Genomic DNA, 20,099 nt, shown 5'->3' on the forward strand with positions numbered 1-20,099 from the left:
GATGATATGAATGAGAAGTATTGTTATGAATGAACTGAAATCTTTCGATATTCATCTAGAACATGATAAGTCTAAAGAGTTTCCAATAACAGATTTGCTAATTGAAGAAAAATGTTTATCGTATTTACAAAAACAAATGATAGAGATAAAGGCACCGAATTTATCAGTTACAGCTTCAATGCTATCAAAAAGATATGCTTATCTTGTCGTGTCATCTACTTTATATAGCATGGTAGAATTCGACTGTGCCCTTAAATTCCCTATAAATGCATGCTCTTTAAATAAAGAACGTAAATTATGTATTCAAGCAAGTATGTGTAAATGGCAGGAACTTAAGAGCGCAGAGAGGGAACAATGGCGTGAAACTGTGCTTAGCACTCTTTTTTCGTCTCATATTACGCCAGTTTAAAGATGCTGAAAAAGACATCCCGCGTATCAGCAGCAATTTTGTGGGAAAATGTAGCCATTCGAATTAACTCATTGTACCGAAAAACCCTTGCGAAAGAAGTAGTTCCGGGGAAAATAGAACGATTATACAGTGACTTTAATTTCTTGAAAAATGCAAGTGGAGATTTGTTTAATTTAACAGAAAACCCGATTAAACATTATTTGAAAATTGGAGAAGAACTTAGATTAAATCCATGTCGGAAAACATGTTGTTTGTACTATAGATTAGAAGAAGATGTTGAAGGCATCGGTTATTGTGGTAATTGTCCGATTAAAAAAAAGCAGACAAAAGCGAGGATCTTATACAATGTGCGAAATAAAAATTAATGTCAAAGATATTACATTATCATACGGAGATTCGACAGTAATTGATTCATTAAATTTAGCTATCCCTAAGGGGAAAATTACTGTATTCATAGGTCGAAATGGGTGTGGGAAATCGACTTTGTTACACGCAATTGCCCGTTTATTAAAACCACAAACGGGTAGCGTATTTCTTGATGACCGAAACATTCTTAAAATGAAATCAAAAGAAGTGGCTAAAAAATTAGCCATTTTACCACAATCACCAATCGCACCAGAAGGCGTAACAGTGGAGCAGTTAGTAAAACAAGGTAGATACCCTTATCAAAGCACTTTTAAACAATGGACAATGGAATATGAAACAGCTCTTAATCATGCTTTAACAGTAACAAACATGACTGAATTGAAAGATAGAAACGTTTATGAATTATCAGGTGGTCAACGTCAAAGGGCTTGGATTGCCCTTAATCTTGCTCAAAATACTGATACCATATTATTAGATGAGCCTACTACATATTTAGACTTAACACACCAAATTGAAATTTTAGACTTGTTGTATGATTTAAATAGAGAAGAGAATAGAACTATCGTTATGGTTTTGCACGATATTAATTTAGCTTGTCGTTATGCGGATCATCTCGTAGCGATAAAAAATCAAAAAGTTTATTGTCAAGGAGCTCCAGAAAAAATGATAACGAGGGAAAACATTGAACATATTTATGGACTAAAATGTCGCATCGGTGTGGACAGTCAATTTGGCACACCGATCTGTTTCCCAGACGGTAAAGGAAGAAAAATAAACTGAATAATCGAACGCGAATTGTATAAAACACCTCGATTTTCAACAATTATTCTAGGTACAAGGGCATGAAATGAAATTTATTTATGCATGATATTGAAGGAAATCAATCATACTACATTAATAGGAAGTCATTTTGCCAGCAATGCTAAATGTAAGTTGAAATAGAAAACGTAATTTCACTTGAAAACGTTAGTAATAAAGGGTTATTATTATTCTTGTAAAAGATTATACTTATATCATTGATTCAAAATAGATCGAATTCAAATATTATGGTGTTGGAATAAATTGAGAAGTTAATAACTTCCACAATATGAAATACCCATTAACTACGCTGTATTTTGTGTGAAGTGTCACTTTTAGAATATCCACATCAGAAAAAAGTTTTGTGAAATACTAACAGCGACAAACCTAGCGCAATTCATGCAAGGTTTGTCGCTGTTTTTTTTCTAGTATTTTACTGTGGTTTCATTTCAAAAAGCAATATCAGTCAAAAATAAATAAAATCTAAGCAGTTTTGGAGAATGTTTTTTCTGATTGATTGCATTAAAATAAAAGTAGCTTCAGTTAGACAAACTTAATTGATAGCGTTTTCGTAAAGGTGTGAGAAAGATGGATGAATGGATACACGCTCACTATAGAATGCAAGGAATGCTAACTCCTTCATTTACTTTTCATTCTCACCACGAATATGAAATATATTTTTTTCATGCAGGGGAATGTAAGTATTTAATTAACAATCGGATTTATGAATTGCAGCCGGGTGACATTATTCTCTTGGATGGTTTAACTTTGCATAAACCGAACCCTCGTTTAGTAAGTACGTATACGAGGAGTGTTATTCATTTTTCTCCGACTTGGTTGCAGGAGTTATTATCTGTTCTTGGGCTGCCAAATTTATTGGATCCGTTTCAAAAACTGAACAATTTCTTGCTTCGTACTGGGTATGATGAATCGGGGGAATTTGTTGATGGCAAGATCGAACGGATAGTAAGCCTACTTTCGTACAGTGATAAACTGAGACAACAAACAGGTCAAAAAAGCGAGTTAGTTGAAGCGGAAGTCAAGATTGAGTTAGTTCAATTATTGTTAAAAATTTATAAAATGAGCCAAAAAGATTTAGCTCAGGTGACAAGCAAAAAAACGGAAAAGGAACATCATGCCGAGGCCATTGCGTCATGGATTGATGCTCATTATGCCGAAAAAATTAGTTTAGATAGAATGGCGTCGGAGTTGAATTTAAGTAAGTATTATGCTTCGCATGTTTTTAAGGAAGTCACAGGTTTTACGGTGATGGAATATGTGATGGGATGTCGTCTAAATCAAGTGAAGTATTTGTTAGAAATGGAACCAAACCAAACTCTAACAGAGGTGTCTCGTGCTTCAGGTTTTGAGAGTGTATCACATTTTAGTCGGTTTTTTAAAGATAAAGTGGGCATTACGCCATCACATTATCGTAAAAATAAGCAAATTCAAGCAAACTATTCCCAAAATTAATTTTTAAAAAGAGTGGTAGCATTTCAGCATGAAGGAGGACACGTATAAATGAACATGGTGAAAGACTTAATGATTTCGGGCTTTTCAGATGAAATTTCGTCTGATTTTGATACTCAGCTTGAAGTTGTCGCAAATCTAGGCATGCATTATATATCATTACGTGGGATTGATGGTAAAAATATTGGAGATTTCAAGGTAGAAGAGATAAAAGAAACTGTACTACCACGTCTTCAAAAAGCAGACATCCATGTTTCTTCAATAGGATCACCCATTGGCAAGGTATTTATCAATGATGAAGATGGTTTTGCTAAACAAAAGGTGATGTTGGACGAGCTTTGCCAAATTAGTAACTTATTAGATTGTAAATATATCCGCATATTCAGCTTTTATATCCCAAAAGGTGAAAATGCAGATCAATATAGTAATGAAGTAATCGCGAAATTAACGGAGTTTGCTGCTATTGCAGAAAAATATAATGTTATTTTAGTACATGAAAACGAAAAAGATATCTACGGTGACATTGGAAGACGTTGTCACGAGATATTGAAAGCGGTTGATTCTCCATATTTTAAAGGGATTTTCGACTTTGCTAACTTTGTACAATGTGGTGAAGACACGCAGGCTTGCTACGATATGCTAAAAGATGAGATTGTTTATATTCACATTAAGGATGCTATAACAACAGATAGTGAAAACGTTGTGTGTGGTACTGGCGAAGGGAAAATTCCTGAGCTACTTGCACAGTTTATCCAAAGTGGTTATAAAGGCTTTTTAACACTTGAGCCTCATCTCGTTCTCTTTGATTCATTAAAGGATCTAGAGCTTGAGGAAGCTACAGATGTGATTAAGGATAACAAAGGACTTGATGGTGCAGGTGGATACAAACTTCAATATGATTCATTACTAGAAATTCTTAAAAATATAAAGAGCGAGGAGAAATCATTATGAAAACGGTTAGATTAGGAATTATCGGAATTGGTGCGCAAGGTGGAACGTATGCTGGATTTATTTCAGAAGGAAAAGTAAAAAATATGGTGATTGGAGCTATTTGTGACATTGATCCAGCTAAAAAGGAAATGTGTGCAGAGAAGTATCCAGACGTACCTTTCTATGATAACTATATTGACATGCTTGAGAGCGGTAATGTTGACGCAGTCGTTACAACTGTTCCACATTACTTGCACCCAGAAATCGGAATCGCAGCATTACAAAGAGATATTCATGCATTAGTAGAAAAACCAGCTGGTGTTTACACGAAACAAGTAAAAGAATTAAATGAATTTGCAGCATCAAAACCAGAGTTAACATTTGGTATTTTCTTCAACCAAAGAACAAATCCACTTTATCAAAAATTGAAAGAGCTTATTGATAATGGAGAAATTGGTACTATCCGTCGCACAAACTGGATGATTACAACATGGTGGAGACCACAAGGTTATTATGAACAAAGCGCATGGAGAGCAACATGGGGCGGAGAAGGCGGCGGTGTTCTTGTAAACCAAGCACCACATCAACTTGACTTGCTTCAATGGATTTGCGGTATGCCTAAAAAAGTCTATTCCAACGTAAAATACGGCTTCCAAAGAAATATTGCAGTTGAAGATGAAGTAACGACAATACTTGACTATGGGAATGGTGCAACTGGAGTGTTTATTACTTGCACACATGATATTTTGGGTACTGACCGTTTTGAAATTTTGGGGGATAAAGGAAAAATCGTTGTGGATGATAGTAAGAAAATTACAATCAAACGACTTAACACACCTGAATCTGAAATGAGTGCTACTATGAGCTGGGCAGATGTAATGGCCATTTTCACAGGTAAAGGTCTATCAGATATTTACACTGAAGAAGTACTTGAATTTGAAAGTGTATGGGGCGCTCAACATATCTCTGTTTTGGAAAACTTCGCTGCAAATATCGTAGAGGGTACACCTTTAATCGCACCTGGTAGCGATGGAATCCATGGTGTTGCACTTGCTAATGCTATTCATCTATCAAGCTGGTTAGGTAAAGAAGTTGAGCTTCCAGTTGATGAAGACTTATACTTTGCTGAATTAAACAAAAAGATTGCAGAAGAAGAAAAGAGTCCTGTTAAACAGTAATTAAATAAAATCAAATGAACTCATGGCTAGATTGGTCGTGAGTTTGTTTTAAAAGGAGTTGGGCGTATGCTCAAAGTAGCAGTTATTGGACTTGGAGATATCTCCAAAATCCATATCCCAGCTATTAAATCTAATCCCAATGTTGAATTAGTGGCGGTATGTGATATTGATGAAACATTAAAGGATACCGTAACTGGTGTGAACTTTTATACTGATTATCATGAATTGCTCGAAAAAGAAACGCTGGATTGTGTGCATAATTGTTTGCCACATCATCTTCACTACCCTGCAACGAAAGCTTGTGTTGAAAAGGGAGTTCATGTATTTCAAGAAAAACCTTTATCATTGAACACAGAAGAGGGATATGAACTAGTAAAACTTGAACAGGAACACGAGGAAGTTAAACTTGGTGTCTGTCTTCAAAATCGATTTAATGAATCTTTTGAAAAACTCCAAGAACTTGTTACTAGCGGACAATATGGCAAAATTATCGGTATTAAAGGAATCGTATCTTGGTTTAGACCGAAAGATTATTATGATTCTAAACCGTGGCGGGGGAAAATGGAGTATGCCGGTGGAGGAGTCATGATTAACCAGGCACTTCATACTTTAGATTTAATGCAACTGATCGGCGGTGAAATTGAATCCATCAGGGGCTCTGTCGACAATTTATTGGATTATGACATTGAAGTGGAAGACACAGCTACTGCCAATATAAAGTTCAAAAATGGAGCTTCAGGTTTATTTTTTGCAACGGTTGCTAATTCAGGGAATTCTAGTGTTGAACTTCAAGTAGTCTTTGAGGAAGAAAAATTCACAATTAAAGATAGTATTCTAACAAGATTAAATGAAAATGGTAGAAAAGAAGAAATCATAGAAGACAAAAAATTGCCAGGTACAAAATTTTATTACGGGGCAAGCCATACAAAATTAATGAATCAGTTCTACACATGCATTGAAAACAACTCTCAGGATTATGTTCACGCTAAGGATGCACTAACATCCATTAAAATGATTGATGCGATTCGACAATCATCAGAATTAAAAAAAGAAATAAAAATGGAGGCATAACAAAATGAAAAAAGGTAAAATTGGCGTTCAAATGATGATGCTTAAAGGTAAAGTGGAAGAGTTTGGTGCTTATGAAACGATGAGAAAAATAAATGAACTTGGCTATCATGCTGTTGAAGTATCACAAATTCCAATGACTGCAGAAAATGTTTCTGAGTTAAAGAGAGCGAGTTTAGACTTTGATATCAAAATCGCTGCGATGTCTGCTGCCCTAGAACCAATGTTACCTGGCGCTCCAGGTGAAACATTGACAGATGATTTCGAAAAAATTGTGAGTGATTGCAAAACATTAGATTGTAATTTCTTACGTATTGGTATGTTGCCGTTAACTGTAATGGGCGATAAAGATAAAATCATGGATTTTATTAATAAAGCAGAAGTCATGGCAGAGAGATTAGCTGATCATGGAATTGAATTATATTATCATACTCACCATCTGGAATTCCAAAAATATGATGGCGAATATCTATTAGATTTGATAAAGAATAACACGACTAAGCTTGGCTTTGAGTTAGACGTTCATTGGATTCAAAGAGCTGGCGTCAACCCTGTTGATTTTATTAAACAATACGCAGGACGTATTTCGCTATTACACTTGAAAGATTATCGGATTGGTCAGATGAATTTAGCTGAAGTTGACTTTAAAGACATGTCTAAATTCATGGATATTTTCACGAATACAATTGAATTTGCAGAACTCGGTGAAGGTAATCTTGATATGAATGCTATTATTGAAGCTGGTCTTGAAAGTGGTGCACAGTATTTCTTAGTAGAACAAGACAATACTTATGGCCGTGATCCATTTGATTGCCTGCAAACGTCTGCTGAACACTTGAGGAAAATTGGTTATGCGGATTGGTTTTAAATGAAAGGTAAAAAAAACAGAAATAAAATAACCGTATAAAGTCGAGGAATCAGGAACCGCATTTAGACAAATGTCTTTTTCGGCTCCTGATTCTTTTTTTAGAATTACCATTACTAAGATATAAAAGTTTAGAAATGTCAAAATAATTTCAATTAGGTAAAAAAAATCTATATGATTCTATTAAAAATTCTCATACAATAATTAGTATAGCCAACAAACATAAGGGGGTGTAAACGATAGGATCTTCTAGATTAATGAACAATGTATATGTTGTATGTGATTGGATAATTAGATTACTTTATCTTAATCTACTATGGGTTGTTTTCACGATCTTAGGACTAGTAGTAGCTGGTATATTCCCTGCTACAGTCGCCATGTTTTCCATACTCAAAGAATGGATTCATGAAGGAAAAAATGTAAGGGTTTTCAATCTTTTTTTGAACATATATAAAAAGGAATTTCTTAAAGCGAATCGATTGGGTATCATATTATTCATCATATCAATCATTTTTTTCACAGACTGGCTATTTACAAACCAATTATCAGGTACTTTGGGAATGATTACAAAAGGAGCTCTTCTAGGAAGTGGTTTCGTATTCGGGATTACATTGTTGTACGTGATTCCGGTATATCTTCAGATAGATGGAAAGGTGTTTACTACTATTAAATTAGCTTTTCTAATAGGAATCACCTACCCTCATTATACTTTTATCATGATGATATCGGTTGCCTCTTTAATGTTGCTAAGCTTCTTACTACCAATGGCAGGTTTTCTCTTTTTTGCAAGCGGTTTAGGGTGCGTGCTTACGTTTTTCTCTATGCATTTAATTAGGAAAATAGAAGACCGAACAAAAAAAATACAAAATCAAGGAAAATCTCAAATGGCCATCCATAACTAAGTGTTAGCAAATAATTCTCTCGGGAGGGCGGGTAATATGAGTGTTGAAGCGAAAAGTGTGATTGGAAATGTTGTAGAGAATGTTAAAGATGTAAAAATTAAAAAGAAAAGTGGAATTGAAAAGAAAGAAAATCTAGCAGGACTATTGTTTGTATCTCCGATGTTACTAGGGGTTGGGATATTAACTCTCCTACCAATTATTGCAACTTTTATATTAAGCTTTGCAGATTGGAACTTTATTATGGGGATTACGCAAATAAAGTGGGTAGGTCTCGATAATTTCAAAGCACTGTTTGAAAATGAAGGGTTTCTTAAATCGGTGGCCAATAATTTGCTTTTCTTATTAACGGTTCCTTTAACAATGATTTTCTCTTTACTTATAGCAATTGTCATTGATAAACATGTGTATATGAAAAGTTATTTCAAAGTAGCCTTTTTTATGCCGTATATTTCGAGTATTGTTGCCATTGCAGTAGTTTGGCAAGTGTTATTTAATCCAACAGATGGACCGATTAATCAATTTTTATTCTCAATTGGTATCGAGAACCCACCTACATGGATAGCAGATCCCAATTTCGCACTAATTTCCGTGATGTTGATTCAAATTTGGGCAGCTATTGGGTTTAATATGATCCTCTTTTTAGCTGGTTTACAGTCGATTTCTAAAGAACTTTATGAAGCAGCTGATATGGATGGGGCGACAGCCTGGGATAAATTTAAGAACATCATGCTGCCTGCTCTATCGCCAACAACATTCTTCCTTTTGATTACAGGAATTATTGGTACATTTAAAGTGTTTGACTTAATTGCTGTATTAACCAAGGGTGGTCCTATTAATTCAACAACCATGCTTGTATGGCATTTATATGAAAGTGCATTCGTGAATTTGAAAATTGGGTATGCTTCTGCAATCGCTGTTATCCTATTCATTTTTGTCCTAATCATCACTTTATTGCAGTGGGTTGGGCAGAAAAAATGGGTGAACTACTAAGTAGTAATCCATAAGCATATGGTCACTTTAATTTAAGAACAAATCATTGAAATGTTGCTGAGGGGGGAAGACACATGGAGAAAAAATTCACTCTACGAAAGTTAATCATTACTATTATCACTTTTGTAGTCAGTATTGCCTTTTTATTACCTTTCATTTGGATGCTATCCACGTCCTTTAAGATTGAAGCAGATGTTTTTAAATTTCCAGTTGAGTGGATTCCTACTAGATGGAATGGTCTCGAAAACTTTAAAGAAGTTTGGTTAGGGCAATATCCTTTCGCGCTATATTATTGGAACTCAATAAAAGTTACTGTGATTACAACAGTGATTTCCGTAACCGTATCGGCTATGGCAGCTTATGGATTTTCAAAAGTGAATTTCCCTGCGGGTAAGTTCCTATTCTTAATTGTTTTGACCACCTTTATGGTGCCTCAACAGTCCATCTTAGTTCCACAATTCATTCTATATCGTTATTTAGGTTTATTCGATAGTCATTTCGGTTTGATTCTTTTAGGAAGCTTTAGTGTGTTAGGTACATTTATGTTAAGGCAGTTCTTTATGGGGATCCATTCGGACTATATTGATGCAGCGAAAATAGACGGTGCTGGCCACTTTAGAATTTTTTGGTCGATTGCCTTGCCAATTGTAAGACCAGCTATTGCGACATACGCGATTTTGCGTTTTATTTGGACATGGAATGATTACCAAAATCCACTCATTTTCTTACGAACGGATGGATTATATACGATTCAGTTAGCTATGCAGAAATTCACTTCATTAAATGGTGAATTCTATTCCTTGATTATGGCAGCTGCTGTTTCAGCGATACTTCCACTTGTAATTGTCTTTATCATTGGGCAAAAACAAGTTATTGAAGGAATTGCAATGGGTGGAGTAAAGGGATAATTGGTTTCACAGAAAGAAAAAAATAGAAATGAAACGAATTCAGGGGGGAAGTAACAATGAAAAGATTTTTATTACTTTTTTTAAGCCTCACTTTAGTTATTGGGATAATGGCTGCATGCAGCCAAAAAGAATCCACAAGTCCAAGTGGGAAAGAAGGAGAACCTGAAACAATTAAATTTTATACGCATGGAACTGAAGATGGGTACGCATGGAAGAGAACAATCAGTGCTTTTGAAGAAAAATATCCTGATATCAAAGTGGATGTTGTTCAATTAAGTGAAAAACAGGATGGGGCAGAATCACTGAAGAAAATTGATTTAGCTGCTGCTTCTGGAGAAGAAATGGACGTTATAATGTTCACGAATACACCTAACTATGCACAGCGCGTCAATTTAGGCATGCTAGAACCGATTGACAGTTATATTGAAAAAGACGGCTATAAAATGGAAGAAGAATATAAAGTTGATACGAGCGTTGGCGGGAAATATTACGGACTTCCTGGAAAATTTGTTGCGTGGTATGTCTTATTAAATAAAGATCGTTTAGCTGCTGCTGGACTTGAAGTGCCGAAGAATTGGACTTGGGATGAGTTTATGGAATATGCTAAAAAGTTGTCTTCTAAAGGTCACTATGCTACCTATTTTCATGGTCCATGGGATGGGGCTTGGGTAAACTATATGAGTTTAAGATTACAGTCTCAAGAAAAAGATGCTGGTTTCTTGAAAACGGATGGGACTTCAAATATGGATAACCCATTGTATAAAGAATCATTAGCAATGCGCCTAAAAATGGAGAAGGAAGATAAAACGGCTGTGCCATACTCTTCAATGATTTCTCAAAAAATGAATTATCGTGATCAATTCTTTACACAAGCAGTAGATATGATCATAACAGGTACTTATATGACAGCGGAACTTGGCGGTTCAGAACGCTTTCCAGCTGAATTCAATATTGCGGTAGCACCATTTCCACAAAATAAATTAGAGGAAACAGGTTCGTATTCGGTGGGAGATGGAGACATTCTGGGGATATCGGCTAACTCAAAACATAAAGAAGCTGCATACAAATTTATTAGATGGTATACAACTGAAGGTCAAGTGGCGCAAGGCATTAATATCCCATCTTGGACTAAAGTGACAAATGAGCAAATTGTTGATCTAATTACTGATACCCTTGCAGAAGCAAACAATCCAGAAAAAGTAGATAAAGAATCATTAATTCACTCAATTCAAACGGTTATTACGGCTAAAGCAGGAAAGCCAGTACCATATCAAAATGAAATAGATCAAGCACTTTCTGCAGAATTTGAAAAATTAATTCTGGATAAACAAAATCTTGATGAAACAGTAGCAAATTCCAAAAAAATTGTACAAGATATTTTAGACAAAAATAAAAAATAAATACTCAATATTGTAATGATAAAGAGCTATTGTGTTAGATTCATTCTATAATAGTTGAGAAGTCTACCGCCTTAACTACCTATTTTAATAGGCAGTTAAGGCGGTTTTATTTTAGAACGGAATTAATGAGCAGGAAGATGTCCCTGCTTCAACACAAGGATATGAGGGAGACCAACTGTAATATAACCTCGAGTGATTCAACTAATCATAAGTGGGGACGAAGGAAAAAACCACTTGTGGAAGCTTCACTTTATCGGAAAAGAGTTTCTTAGAAGTTATAAAAATGGTAAAATAGAAACAGAAAAACAAAGGAATAAAAACGATAAGGGCATTTGCACTTTTCTATTAGAATAATAAAGTATAAGGATTTTCAATGAGTTTCGGAGTCTGGATCCACCGCCTAGCTACCTGTGAAAAAGATGATTACCTCAAGAAGGAGAAAGCGTCTTCATAGTTCACTCCCTATTTTCTTTGGCAGCTGATCAAAACATTTACGTTTTCCCATTTGTCTCTTTGACTAATTAGTTTAGATCATCTAGTTTTTTGGTAGCCAAGGACCGGGGACGGTTTTTTACTGGAGGTTGGAAATGAAGACGCGAATTCTACAAATTGTATCATTTCTTTCATTTCGTGATAAAGTACTGTTACTATCAATAACTTGCTTAATATTGCCTGTAATAGGCACATTTTCTATTTACAATTATTTAACGAAAGATGCGGTGGAAGAACAAGCCATTATTAGCGCAAAGAACGAATTGAAACTAACAGACGAATATTTAAAGAAAATCTTCGAGGATATGTTATACACGCTCAACTTTATTCAACTAGACACAGAACTGAACGTCATTTTTAAAAAAACTGTGATGAATTCAGCAGATTCGGATCATGATAGTCAGTATCTAGTCTTCTTAAATGATAAGAAAGTGAATAAAACATTGGAAACTCTTACATTGAGGGATCAACGCGTCTATATCACGATTATACTTAATAACGGAAAAATTTATACGAATTACTCATCCAATGAATATAACCCGAAAAATGTAAGTGGAGAACCATGGTTTGAAAATTTACGTACTCTAAAAGGGTATCGCTCTATTTGGATAGCTCCACAGACAACTATGTTTGCATCTGAAAAAATAAAAAGTCCCCACTCATTATCTGTTGCAAGAGTATTGCAAGATAGTATCTCTGGGGTCTATGGATATGCGATCGTTACGACTACTGTAGATAGAATAAGCGATATATTGCAAAGTGAAAACAAGGATAACAGCATTTTACTAATGAATGAAGAAAATCTACTAATTGGGAATAATACCGATTTTGATAGAGTGTTATCGGACAAGGTGAACACAAAAGAGTACTTCCAAACAGAAAATATCATTCGTATTAAAGGTAAAGATTATTTGATAAATACACGTGAACTTTCCATTACTAATTGGAAATTAATATCCCTTATTCCCTATGAAAAAGCCACGTTTAGAATTAATGCAATTTTCAATGAAATATTTATCGTTCAGACAACTGCATTTATTTTATTTTTGTTTTTACTTACTCTTATTTTAAGGAAGATATTAAATCGGTTAATAGATTTAAGGAATATCGCTAAAAAGGTACAAAGTGGTGATTTGACTGTACGCTCATCTTTAAAAGGAAATGATGAGATAGCCACTCTTTCAACGTCTTTCAACCTTATGTTAGATAAAGTAAGGGAAATGATAGAAGAAAATACACTTATTCAATCAAGAAAAAGGCAAGCAGAGCTAGAGATGTTACAAGCACAAATAAATCCCCACTTCTTATTCAATGTCTTAAATTCTATCCGGATGAAAGTAATGATGAAGCGCGATCATGAAAGTGCGGAAATGATCAGTTCTTTGTCAAAGCTATTACGAATAACGATTGATAAACACAAAGGGATGATCACTTTTCTGGAAGAGCTTGAGATTAATCATGATTATGTTCGATTAATGAATATGCGCCAAAGACATGAGATTGGCTTGAAAATGAGTGTTTCAAGTGATGCGTATCACATCAAATTACCTCGCCTAGTATTACAGCCAATCATTGAAAATGCCATTATTCATGGGTTGAACGAACAAGAAGGCCTCATTGAGATTAAAGCAAAATATCACAATCGTACATTGATGATTGTAATTGAAGATAATGGGATAGGAATGGAGAATGAACAACTTACGAAGCTTAAAGAAAATCTAAATAAAACAGATTTGAGTTCGCACAAAGAGAGTGAATTAAATGGTTTTTCAAGTATTGGTCTATCAAATGTTTATGAAAGAATGAAATTAACATTTGGTGAAAACTTTATCATGCAAGTACAAAGTGAGCTGAATAAGGGTACCAAAGTATCTATGGTAATTCCTATTCAGGAGGAGCGAATAGTATGTATAAAGTGATGTTAGTAGATGACGATTATCCAGTTTTAGAGTTTCTTTCAGAAATGATTGATTGGAGGGGCCTTGGTTTAGCTTTACAAAGTATTCATGTTAATGGCATGAGTGCGTTAAAGGAAGCTGAGACGAGTATGCCAGATATTCTAATAACAGATATTGGAATGCCTAAATTGGATGGCATTGAACTCACAAAAAGATTAAAGGAAAAAAACTCTTCTTTATTAGTAGCTATTCTTTCATGTCATAATGAATTTGAGTTTGTGCAATCAGCTTTAAAATTAAAGGTTCAGGAATATATTTTAAAGGATAGGTTGGATCTTGATCAAGTTATTCAATTATTAAGTCAATTTAAGAATACATTGGATATTGAACTGAATCATCAGAGAAATCAATTACAAATGGCTCATACAATAGAAAGAAATAGAGCTATCATGTTAGAAAAGTTCATGAATAAAACCATCTACCAGCCATTACATTGTGAAAAAGATTGGTCTAATGAAGCTGAATTACTTGGCATTCAAGCAAACCAACAGTACATGATCATATTGTGTGTAGTAGATGGTTACCAATCATTACTTAATCAGTTTCGTTCGACGGTTTTAGTGAACTTTCTTATTTATAATGTCATAACTGAAATCATGGGAAATGAAGCGTTGAAGGGTGTGTACGGTCACTTCGAGAAAGAGGAGTCTTTTTTATTGGTTCCAATTAACCGTGTATGTGAAGAAGAGAATCAAAAGATTAAAAAAGTCATTCAAAAAATACAATTCATATTTCAGAAAACGTTTGGCATATCCATATCATTTGTTCTAGGTAAAGCTTCTGCTACTCCTCTAGACATGAAGGAACAGATGATTGAACTAAGTGAGTCAACTGTTCAAAAATTTTATCTGAAACAAAAAAGCATAGAGAATTTTCAAGCATTAACTATTTCAAAAGAAAATATTTTTAGTTGGTATAATGAAGCATCTAGTGAATTTAAAGATCTTATTTTACTCAATAGCATGGAAATGGAACAGAAATTGGCAATCATAAAAAAATGGATTCGTTTTATTATAGATCATCAATTTCCCCCAGATTCCGTTAAAGATTGGATATTGAAGATATTACTTGATATAAAAGTGAAAATTCAAGTTTTAACAAATTTCAAATTGTATGGATTACATGAAAATCTTTATGAAACAATCTCGCAAATTAATGGAATTTATGAATTGGAAAATTGGCTAATCGAATATTTCTATAAAACGAGTGAAATGGCTAGTTATGAATCAATGTCAAATATAGAAATTGCAAATGCATGCAAGTATATTTCCGAAAATATTCACCGGAAAATAACCCTGGATGAAGTAGCGAGTTACCTGCATCTTAATTCTAGTTATTTTAGCCGTTTGTTTAAAAAAGAAGTAGGGGAAAATTTCGTTAAGTATGTTGTAAATATGAAAATGAAACGTGCAAAAGAATTGTTAGACCAAACAAATTATTCAATAATCGAAATCAGCGAACAGTTAGGTTATGAAAATCAGAGTTATTTTAATAAAACTTTTAAAGCATTTACAGGTATTGCCCCTATTGAGTATAGAAAGGGAATCATACAAAGTAAGAAAAGAGAACTAATTATTCCGATTTGAATCAAATCTATGTCCCATTTTAGAATTTTTCGTTCTAACAACGATTTAGATAAATAATGTAAGAAAGGGGCAGTCTTAAAAGATAGCGCTTAGCCCCTTATGGTGCGTGTTCAAAACACACTAACATTAGTAGCACAAACCAAGGCCACGGTTTGTGCTACTAATGTTAGTGAGGTACGTTCTTTTTTATATTTCATATCGGCGTATCAATTTAGGGCTCCAGTTAAGAACTTTCTTCATCGCCTATATTTAGGCTAATATCTGAAACGTCGAAAAAATTCTTAATAACTAAAGCACATGCACCCATGATGCATGCCTGTTTTCCGAATTCTGATATTAACAGTTCACGGTAATGACCAACGGTTGACTTTAGTTGGGACTCAATTTCAGAGATTGCATTTGGATATAAACGAAGTAATTCACAATTAATAACTAATATTTCTGGGTTATACAGGTTAATAATATTATTTAGGCCAATTGAGATATACTTAATAAATTGATCCATTTGTTGGCAAGTAATTGGTTCTTGTTTTGTAATCCAATTTTGTATATCTTCATATTTAACATTCGTTTTCTGGTGGCTTTCAGATATTTGTTTAAAAAAGCTATATTCTGAAGCGTATTGTTCCCAGCATCCTGAATTTCCGCAACTGCATGGTCTTCCATCAGGTACAACAATCATATGACCAATCTCACCAGCATAACCATGATATCCTTTGAGAGATTCACCATTGATCATGATTCCAAGACCAATTCCCGAATACAAACTTACACTTAACAGATTCTCACTTTGATGATGCTTATATACTCTTTCGGCAAATGAGCACAAATTCGCATTATTTTCAATATATACATCGATTCCTAATTCATTCTTTATGTCGTTTTTTAAATTTTTGTTATGCCATTGATGCTGAGGCACAAAATAAATCATCTCATCATTATTAACAATACCGTGAATTCCGATGACTACTCCGACAAGTCCATAAAGGGTTTTCGTGCATCTATTTTTATAATCTTTGATATGCTTTATTAACAGCCCAAGAATTACATCGTAATCAGATGATTGCAATTCAAATGTATCGGTATGAACTGGAAAACCCAATAAATCTGAAAGGGTAAACGTAATCGTATTCTTGTCAAGATCAATACCTAAAGCAAATCCTGCCTGCTGATTAATTGAAAGCATAATCGGCCGTCTACCTAGATTTTTGTGTTCTTGAAGCGTTTCGATAATGAGTCCTTCATCTAATAGATCAGATACTTGTACTGAAATTGTTGCTTTGTTTAATCCTGTAATCTTTGCTAAGTCGGCCCTAGATATCATTCTGTGCTCAATAATTTTGCTAATAATTATACATCTGTTTATATTTTTGATATATGCGGCATCTCCAGTAAGCATATATTTACCTCCTCGTTTTTTATGGATTAATAAGCAAAGAGTATCGTTTTTACTTAAATCCCTATTATTAAAAAAATAATTAATTATTCATGAATCTTTACTCAATAAATATTGACGAAAGAAACCCTTAATGATATTATACAGTTAATTAATTTGTTTGGTAAACAAATTAATATAAAATTTTAATTTATTTTAGTTATATAACAATGATATAATCAATATACTTCTGAATTTGAAAGGGGTTACAAATAATCTCAATCAAGTACCATTTTCACGTCATCTATATTCATATTTGGCGGAAATTTGAAGAATCATAAAGAAAAAGGAGTGTAGTTATTTATGGGTATTCTACAAGAATTATTGAAAGATATTCCAGTGCCAAAAATGGCGAAGGTAAAAGTGAAGTTTGACGACACCCAGATAGATGATCTTGAACAAGCGTTGATGAAGGAATTGCAACAAGAATCTATTGAAAAACTGATTCAGCCTGGAATGGAGATTGCGATTGCAGTAGGAAGCAGAGGATTGGATCGCCTCGTGGAAACGACTGCAACAACAGTGAAATTTTTAAAAGATTTAGGAGCTAAGCCTTTTATTGTACCGAGTATGGGAAGTCATGGTGGTGCTACAGCAGAAGGGCAGCGCGCAGTATTAGAACATCTTGGAGTTACTGAAGAAAGTGCAGGTTGTGAGATTCGATCTACGATGGAAGTAGTGAAGCTAGACGAATTACCAAATGGTTTACCCGTTTATATCGACAAATTTGCTTCACAAGCAGATGGAATTGTCGTTATCAATCGCGTGAAACCACATACTGCATTCCGAGGACCAGTTGAAAGCGGAATAATGAAAATGCTTAGTATTGGTTTAGGTAAGCAAAAAGGAGCCGAAGCGTGCCATCAAATGGGCTTTAAATATATGGCTGAAAATGTACCAGCAATGGCGAAGGTCATTATGGAGAAAACACCAGTACTTTTCGGCGTTGCTACGGTTGAAAATGCCTTTGATAGAGTGGCTGTAATCGAGGTACATACACCTGAAGAAATTATTGAAAAAGAACCAGCACTTCAAAAGAAAGCAAAAGAATTATTGCCGAAGCTTTTCTTTGAACAATTGGAGGTTCTTGTTATAGATGAAATTGGAAAAAACATTAGTGGTGATGGAATGGACCCTAATATTACAGGTCGATATCCAACCCCGTATGCATCAGGAGGACCAGAAGTTAACAAAATGGTCGTACTTGATGTAACGCCTCAATCAGAGGGAAATGCCAATGGAGTCGGAACGGCAGATTTTACAACACAACGCTTAGTAGACAAGATGGATAAAGAAGGAACATATGCAAATGGATTAACTTCAACTGTTGTGTCTCCGACTAAAATAGCAACAACATTACCTAACGATCGGGAAACCATTCAAGCGGCCGTTAAAACAAGTAATGTATTGGATTTTACAACAGTAAAAATGGTCCGCATTAAAAACACATTAAAACTAAGTGAAATTGAAGTATCTGAATCCTTACTAGAATATATCGCGCAACATCCAAATATGGAACAAATTTCAGATCTTTATGAATTAGGATTTGATGAAAAAGGAAACTTATTTTAAAAATTGGGGGAGTATTAACATGACACAATTATTCGATTTAACAGGAAAAACAGCAGTTGCCATTGGTGGAAATGGTGTATTGGGATCTTCAATGGCAAAGGGATTAGCTGCTCAAGGAGCAAAAGTTGCGATTGTCGGCCGTAATTTGGAAAAAGCAAACGAAGTCGTTCAAGAAATAGAAAGCGATGGAGGGACTGCAAAAGCTTTTCAAGCAGATGTAAGTTCACGTGATTCTTTAGTTCAAGTAGCAAATGAAATTGAAAAATGGTCTGGTGGATGGGACATTCTTCTTAATGCACCGGGTACAAATAGTGCGACACCGTTTTTTGAACTTGGTATGGACGAATGGGATCAAATTATGGACATTAACCTAAAAGGGATTGTACTATCGTGCCAAATTTTTGCGAAGAAAATGATTGAGCAAGAAAGAAAAGGTAGTATCATTAATATTTCATCTGTTTCATCTACTACTCCATTATCCAAAGTATTTACATATTCAGTGTCAAAAGCAGGAATTAATAGTGTAACTCAATATTTAGCACGTGAATTCGCTCCAAATGGTATCCGTGTAAACGCGATTATTCCTGGTTTCTTCCCGGCAGAACAAAACCGGAAGATTTTGAGCCCGGAAAGAGTTGAATCAATCATGAACCATACACCAATGAACCGTTTTGGTACACCAGAAGAACTACAAGGCGCTACAGTTTGGCTTGCTTCTGACAAGGCTTCAAGCTTTGTTACAGGGACTCTTATTCGAGTTGACGGTGGTTTTGGAAGCATGACCATCTAATTTTGTGCACATAAAGTAATCGCCAGATAAATATGGTAAACTGTGGTTGGCTCATATCTAATTAAAGAGACATAATGATGGAGGGAGATGAGACTGTGCTAACAGAGAAATACAATAAATTAACGTCGATTCTCCGAGAAATGGAATCAGTTGTGGTAGCTTTCTCAGGGGGAGTAGATAGTACGTTTTTATTAAAGGCAGCAGTAGATACATTAGGTAAAGATCATGTACTTGCCGTAACAGCTGACTCTGAAACGTATCCATCTAGTGAGCTGAAAGAAGCAATCGTCCTAGCAGAGAAAATTGGTGTTAAGCATCAAGTAATTGAGACATCTGAATTGGCGATTCCTGGTTATTCAGAGAATAACAAGAATCGATGCTACTTCTGTAAAAGCAGTTTATTTGACCACTTACTTCCTGTGTTAGAAGAAAAGGGGTTTCACAATGTGATTTATGGAGTCATTGCTGATGACATGAATGAACATCGACCTGGTATGCGTGCAGCTAAAGAAAAGGGAATACGTGGTCCATTGCTAGAAGCTAATTTGTTTAAAGAAGAAATTAGGGAACTTTCACGTAAGTATGATTTACCAACATGGGATAAACCTTCTTTTGCCTGCCTTTCATCAAGGATTGCCTATGGTGAATATATTACAAAAGAAAAGTTAACAAAGGTTGAAAAAGCAGAAGCATTCTTAAAAAGCCTTCATATACGCCAAGTTCGGGTCCGCACGCACGAAGAAATTGCTAGGATTGAGGTAGAACCTAATGATATGAAGACTGTTTTAGAAAATCATGATGCTATTGTCAAAGAGCTTCAAGATTACGGTTATAAATATATCACGTTAGATTTAATTGGCTATCAGAGTGGTAGTATGAACAAAGTTCTTACGACGTAAATTTATTACTTAGCTTGCTATGATTATGTATCGGATACAAACGAAAAGGCTTTGGAGAGATCCAAAGCCTTTTCGTTTAAGAG

The 20,099-nt window shown here is 34.7% G+C and carries 18 protein-coding genes; 17 read left to right on the plus strand and 1 reads right to left on the minus strand.

The features are described from left to right. The first annotated feature begins 10 nt into the window (after nt 1-10). From AC625_RS10570 to AC625_RS10635, 14 genes are all read left to right on the plus strand, one after another. Complete coding sequence (locus AC625_RS10570; protein WP_049681263.1) at nt 11-409, plus strand: hypothetical protein; 399 nt, start codon at nt 11-13, stop codon at nt 407-409. Nucleotides 410-411: 2 nt separating this feature from the next. Then, entirely contained in the window at nt 412-774 is a 363-nt protein-coding gene (locus tag AC625_RS10575; protein ID WP_049681264.1) for a (2Fe-2S)-binding protein, read from the plus strand. Beyond that, nucleotides 755-1,555, plus strand: coding sequence for an ABC transporter ATP-binding protein (locus AC625_RS10580; protein ID WP_049681265.1), 801 nt, complete (start codon nt 755-757; stop codon nt 1,553-1,555). The genes AC625_RS10575 and AC625_RS10580 overlap by 20 nt, the downstream gene beginning before the upstream one ends. Nucleotides 1,556-2,161: 606 nt before the next feature. Next, nucleotides 2,162-3,046 (plus strand): AraC family transcriptional regulator, encoded by an 885-nt coding sequence (locus tag AC625_RS10585; RefSeq protein ID WP_049681266.1) that lies wholly within the window; start codon nt 2,162-2,164, stop codon nt 3,044-3,046. A gap of 48 nt (nt 3,047-3,094) precedes the next feature. After that, on the plus strand, nt 3,095-3,994 hold the full coding sequence (locus tag AC625_RS10590; RefSeq protein WP_245644980.1) for a sugar phosphate isomerase/epimerase family protein: 900 nt from the start codon (nt 3,095-3,097) through the stop codon (nt 3,992-3,994). After that, complete coding sequence (locus AC625_RS10595) at nt 3,991-5,151, plus strand: Gfo/Idh/MocA family protein (protein WP_156187499.1); 1,161 nt, start codon at nt 3,991-3,993, stop codon at nt 5,149-5,151. The genes AC625_RS10590 and AC625_RS10595 overlap by 4 nt, the downstream gene beginning before the upstream one ends. Before the next feature lie 66 nt (nt 5,152-5,217). Continuing rightward, nucleotides 5,218-6,222: a Gfo/Idh/MocA family protein gene (locus AC625_RS10600; protein ID WP_049681268.1), complete on the plus strand. Its 1,005-nt coding sequence runs from the start codon at nt 5,218-5,220 to the stop codon at nt 6,220-6,222. Nucleotides 6,223-6,226: 4 nt separating this feature from the next. Then, a complete protein-coding gene (locus AC625_RS10605) occupies nt 6,227-7,087 on the plus strand; it encodes a sugar phosphate isomerase/epimerase family protein (RefSeq protein WP_049681269.1) in 861 nt (286 codons plus the stop codon). Between the two features lie 254 nt (nt 7,088-7,341). Further along, nucleotides 7,342-7,986, plus strand: coding sequence for a YesL family protein (locus AC625_RS10610; protein WP_049681270.1), 645 nt, complete (start codon nt 7,342-7,344; stop codon nt 7,984-7,986). A 36-nt stretch (nt 7,987-8,022) separates the two neighbouring features. Next, nucleotides 8,023-8,976 carry a carbohydrate ABC transporter permease gene (locus AC625_RS10615; RefSeq protein ID WP_049681271.1) on the plus strand — a complete coding sequence of 318 codons (954 nt, stop codon included), beginning with the start codon at nt 8,023-8,025 and terminating at the stop codon, nt 8,974-8,976. Between the two features lie 74 nt (nt 8,977-9,050). Then, nucleotides 9,051-9,884 (plus strand): carbohydrate ABC transporter permease, encoded by an 834-nt coding sequence (locus tag AC625_RS10620; RefSeq protein ID WP_049681272.1) that lies wholly within the window; start codon nt 9,051-9,053, stop codon nt 9,882-9,884. A gap of 56 nt (nt 9,885-9,940) precedes the next feature. Next, the gene (locus tag AC625_RS10625; protein ID WP_049681273.1) at nt 9,941-11,284 is read left to right on the plus strand and encodes an ABC transporter substrate-binding protein; all 1,344 of its coding nucleotides are present in this window, start codon (nt 9,941-9,943) and stop codon (nt 11,282-11,284) included. Nucleotides 11,285-11,871: 587 nt separating this feature from the next. Beyond that, entirely contained in the window at nt 11,872-13,695 is a 1,824-nt protein-coding gene (locus tag AC625_RS10630; RefSeq protein ID WP_049681274.1) for a sensor histidine kinase, read from the plus strand. Next, nucleotides 13,683-15,320 carry a response regulator transcription factor gene (locus AC625_RS10635; RefSeq protein ID WP_049681275.1) on the plus strand — a complete coding sequence of 546 codons (1,638 nt, stop codon included), beginning with the start codon at nt 13,683-13,685 and terminating at the stop codon, nt 15,318-15,320. Before AC625_RS10630 ends, AC625_RS10635 begins: the two co-directional genes overlap by 13 nt. A gap of 223 nt (nt 15,321-15,543) precedes the next feature. Here AC625_RS10635 and AC625_RS10640 read toward each other — a convergent pair whose 3' ends face one another. Then, nucleotides 15,544-16,719, minus strand: coding sequence for an ROK family transcriptional regulator (locus AC625_RS10640; protein WP_049681276.1), 1,176 nt, complete (start codon nt 16,717-16,719; stop codon nt 15,544-15,546). A gap of 339 nt (nt 16,720-17,058) precedes the next feature. On the opposite strand from AC625_RS10640, the gene AC625_RS10645 reads away from it, so the two are divergent. The 3 genes from AC625_RS10645 to larE all read left to right on the plus strand — a co-directional run bounded on the left by AC625_RS10645 (nt 17,059) and on the right by larE (nt 20,016). Continuing rightward, the gene (locus AC625_RS10645; RefSeq protein ID WP_049681277.1) at nt 17,059-18,327 is read left to right on the plus strand and encodes a nickel pincer cofactor-dependent isomerase, group 22; all 1,269 of its coding nucleotides are present in this window, start codon (nt 17,059-17,061) and stop codon (nt 18,325-18,327) included. A 19-nt stretch (nt 18,328-18,346) separates the two neighbouring features. Continuing rightward, nucleotides 18,347-19,117: an SDR family oxidoreductase gene (locus AC625_RS10650; RefSeq protein ID WP_049681278.1), complete on the plus strand. Its 771-nt coding sequence runs from the start codon at nt 18,347-18,349 to the stop codon at nt 19,115-19,117. Nucleotides 19,118-19,212: 95 nt separating this feature from the next. Beyond that, nucleotides 19,213-20,016 (plus strand): ATP-dependent sacrificial sulfur transferase LarE, encoded by an 804-nt coding sequence (gene larE / locus AC625_RS10655; RefSeq protein ID WP_049683680.1) that lies wholly within the window; start codon nt 19,213-19,215, stop codon nt 20,014-20,016. Nucleotides 20,017-20,099 lie beyond the last annotated feature (83 nt).

The sequence above is a fragment of the Peribacillus loiseleuriae genome (assembly GCF_001183985.1).
In the GTDB taxonomy this organism is placed as follows: Bacteria; Bacillota; Bacilli; order Bacillales; family DSM-1321; genus Peribacillus; species Peribacillus loiseleuriae.

What these genes read in the sequence shown, in the direction of transcription:
- AC625_RS10610 (WP_049681270.1), top strand. Translation starts at nt 7,342, where the DNA reads ATGAACAATGTATATGTTGTATGTGATTGGATAATTAGATTACTTTAT.
- AC625_RS10585 (WP_049681266.1), top strand. Translation starts at nt 2,162, where the DNA reads ATGGATGAATGGATACACGCTCACTATAGAATGCAAGGAATGCTAACT.
- AC625_RS10575 (WP_049681264.1), top strand. Translation starts at nt 412, where the DNA reads ATGCTGAAAAAGACATCCCGCGTATCAGCAGCAATTTTGTGGGAAAAT.
- AC625_RS10600 (WP_049681268.1), top strand. Translation starts at nt 5,218, where the DNA reads ATGCTCAAAGTAGCAGTTATTGGACTTGGAGATATCTCCAAAATCCAT.
- AC625_RS10635 (WP_049681275.1), top strand. Translation starts at nt 13,683, where the DNA reads ATGTATAAAGTGATGTTAGTAGATGACGATTATCCAGTTTTAGAGTTT.
- AC625_RS10580 (WP_049681265.1), top strand. Translation starts at nt 755, where the DNA reads ATGTGCGAAATAAAAATTAATGTCAAAGATATTACATTATCATACGGA.
- AC625_RS10595 (WP_156187499.1), top strand. Translation starts at nt 3,991, where the DNA reads ATGAAAACGGTTAGATTAGGAATTATCGGAATTGGTGCGCAAGGTGGA.
- AC625_RS10590 (WP_245644980.1), top strand. Translation starts at nt 3,095, where the DNA reads ATGAACATGGTGAAAGACTTAATGATTTCGGGCTTTTCAGATGAAATT.
- AC625_RS10650 (WP_049681278.1), top strand. Translation starts at nt 18,347, where the DNA reads ATGACACAATTATTCGATTTAACAGGAAAAACAGCAGTTGCCATTGGT.
- AC625_RS10570 (WP_049681263.1), top strand. Translation starts at nt 11, where the DNA reads ATGAGAAGTATTGTTATGAATGAACTGAAATCTTTCGATATTCATCTA.
- AC625_RS10630 (WP_049681274.1), top strand. Translation starts at nt 11,872, where the DNA reads ATGAAGACGCGAATTCTACAAATTGTATCATTTCTTTCATTTCGTGAT.
- AC625_RS10625 (WP_049681273.1), top strand. Translation starts at nt 9,941, where the DNA reads ATGAAAAGATTTTTATTACTTTTTTTAAGCCTCACTTTAGTTATTGGG.
- AC625_RS10605 (WP_049681269.1), top strand. Translation starts at nt 6,227, where the DNA reads ATGAAAAAAGGTAAAATTGGCGTTCAAATGATGATGCTTAAAGGTAAA.
- AC625_RS10645 (WP_049681277.1), top strand. Translation starts at nt 17,059, where the DNA reads ATGGGTATTCTACAAGAATTATTGAAAGATATTCCAGTGCCAAAAATG.
- AC625_RS10640 (WP_049681276.1), bottom strand. Translation starts at nt 16,719, where the DNA reads ATGCTTACTGGAGATGCCGCATATATCAAAAATATAAACAGATGTATA.
- AC625_RS10615 (WP_049681271.1), top strand. Translation starts at nt 8,023, where the DNA reads ATGAGTGTTGAAGCGAAAAGTGTGATTGGAAATGTTGTAGAGAATGTT.
- AC625_RS10620 (WP_049681272.1), top strand. Translation starts at nt 9,051, where the DNA reads ATGGAGAAAAAATTCACTCTACGAAAGTTAATCATTACTATTATCACT.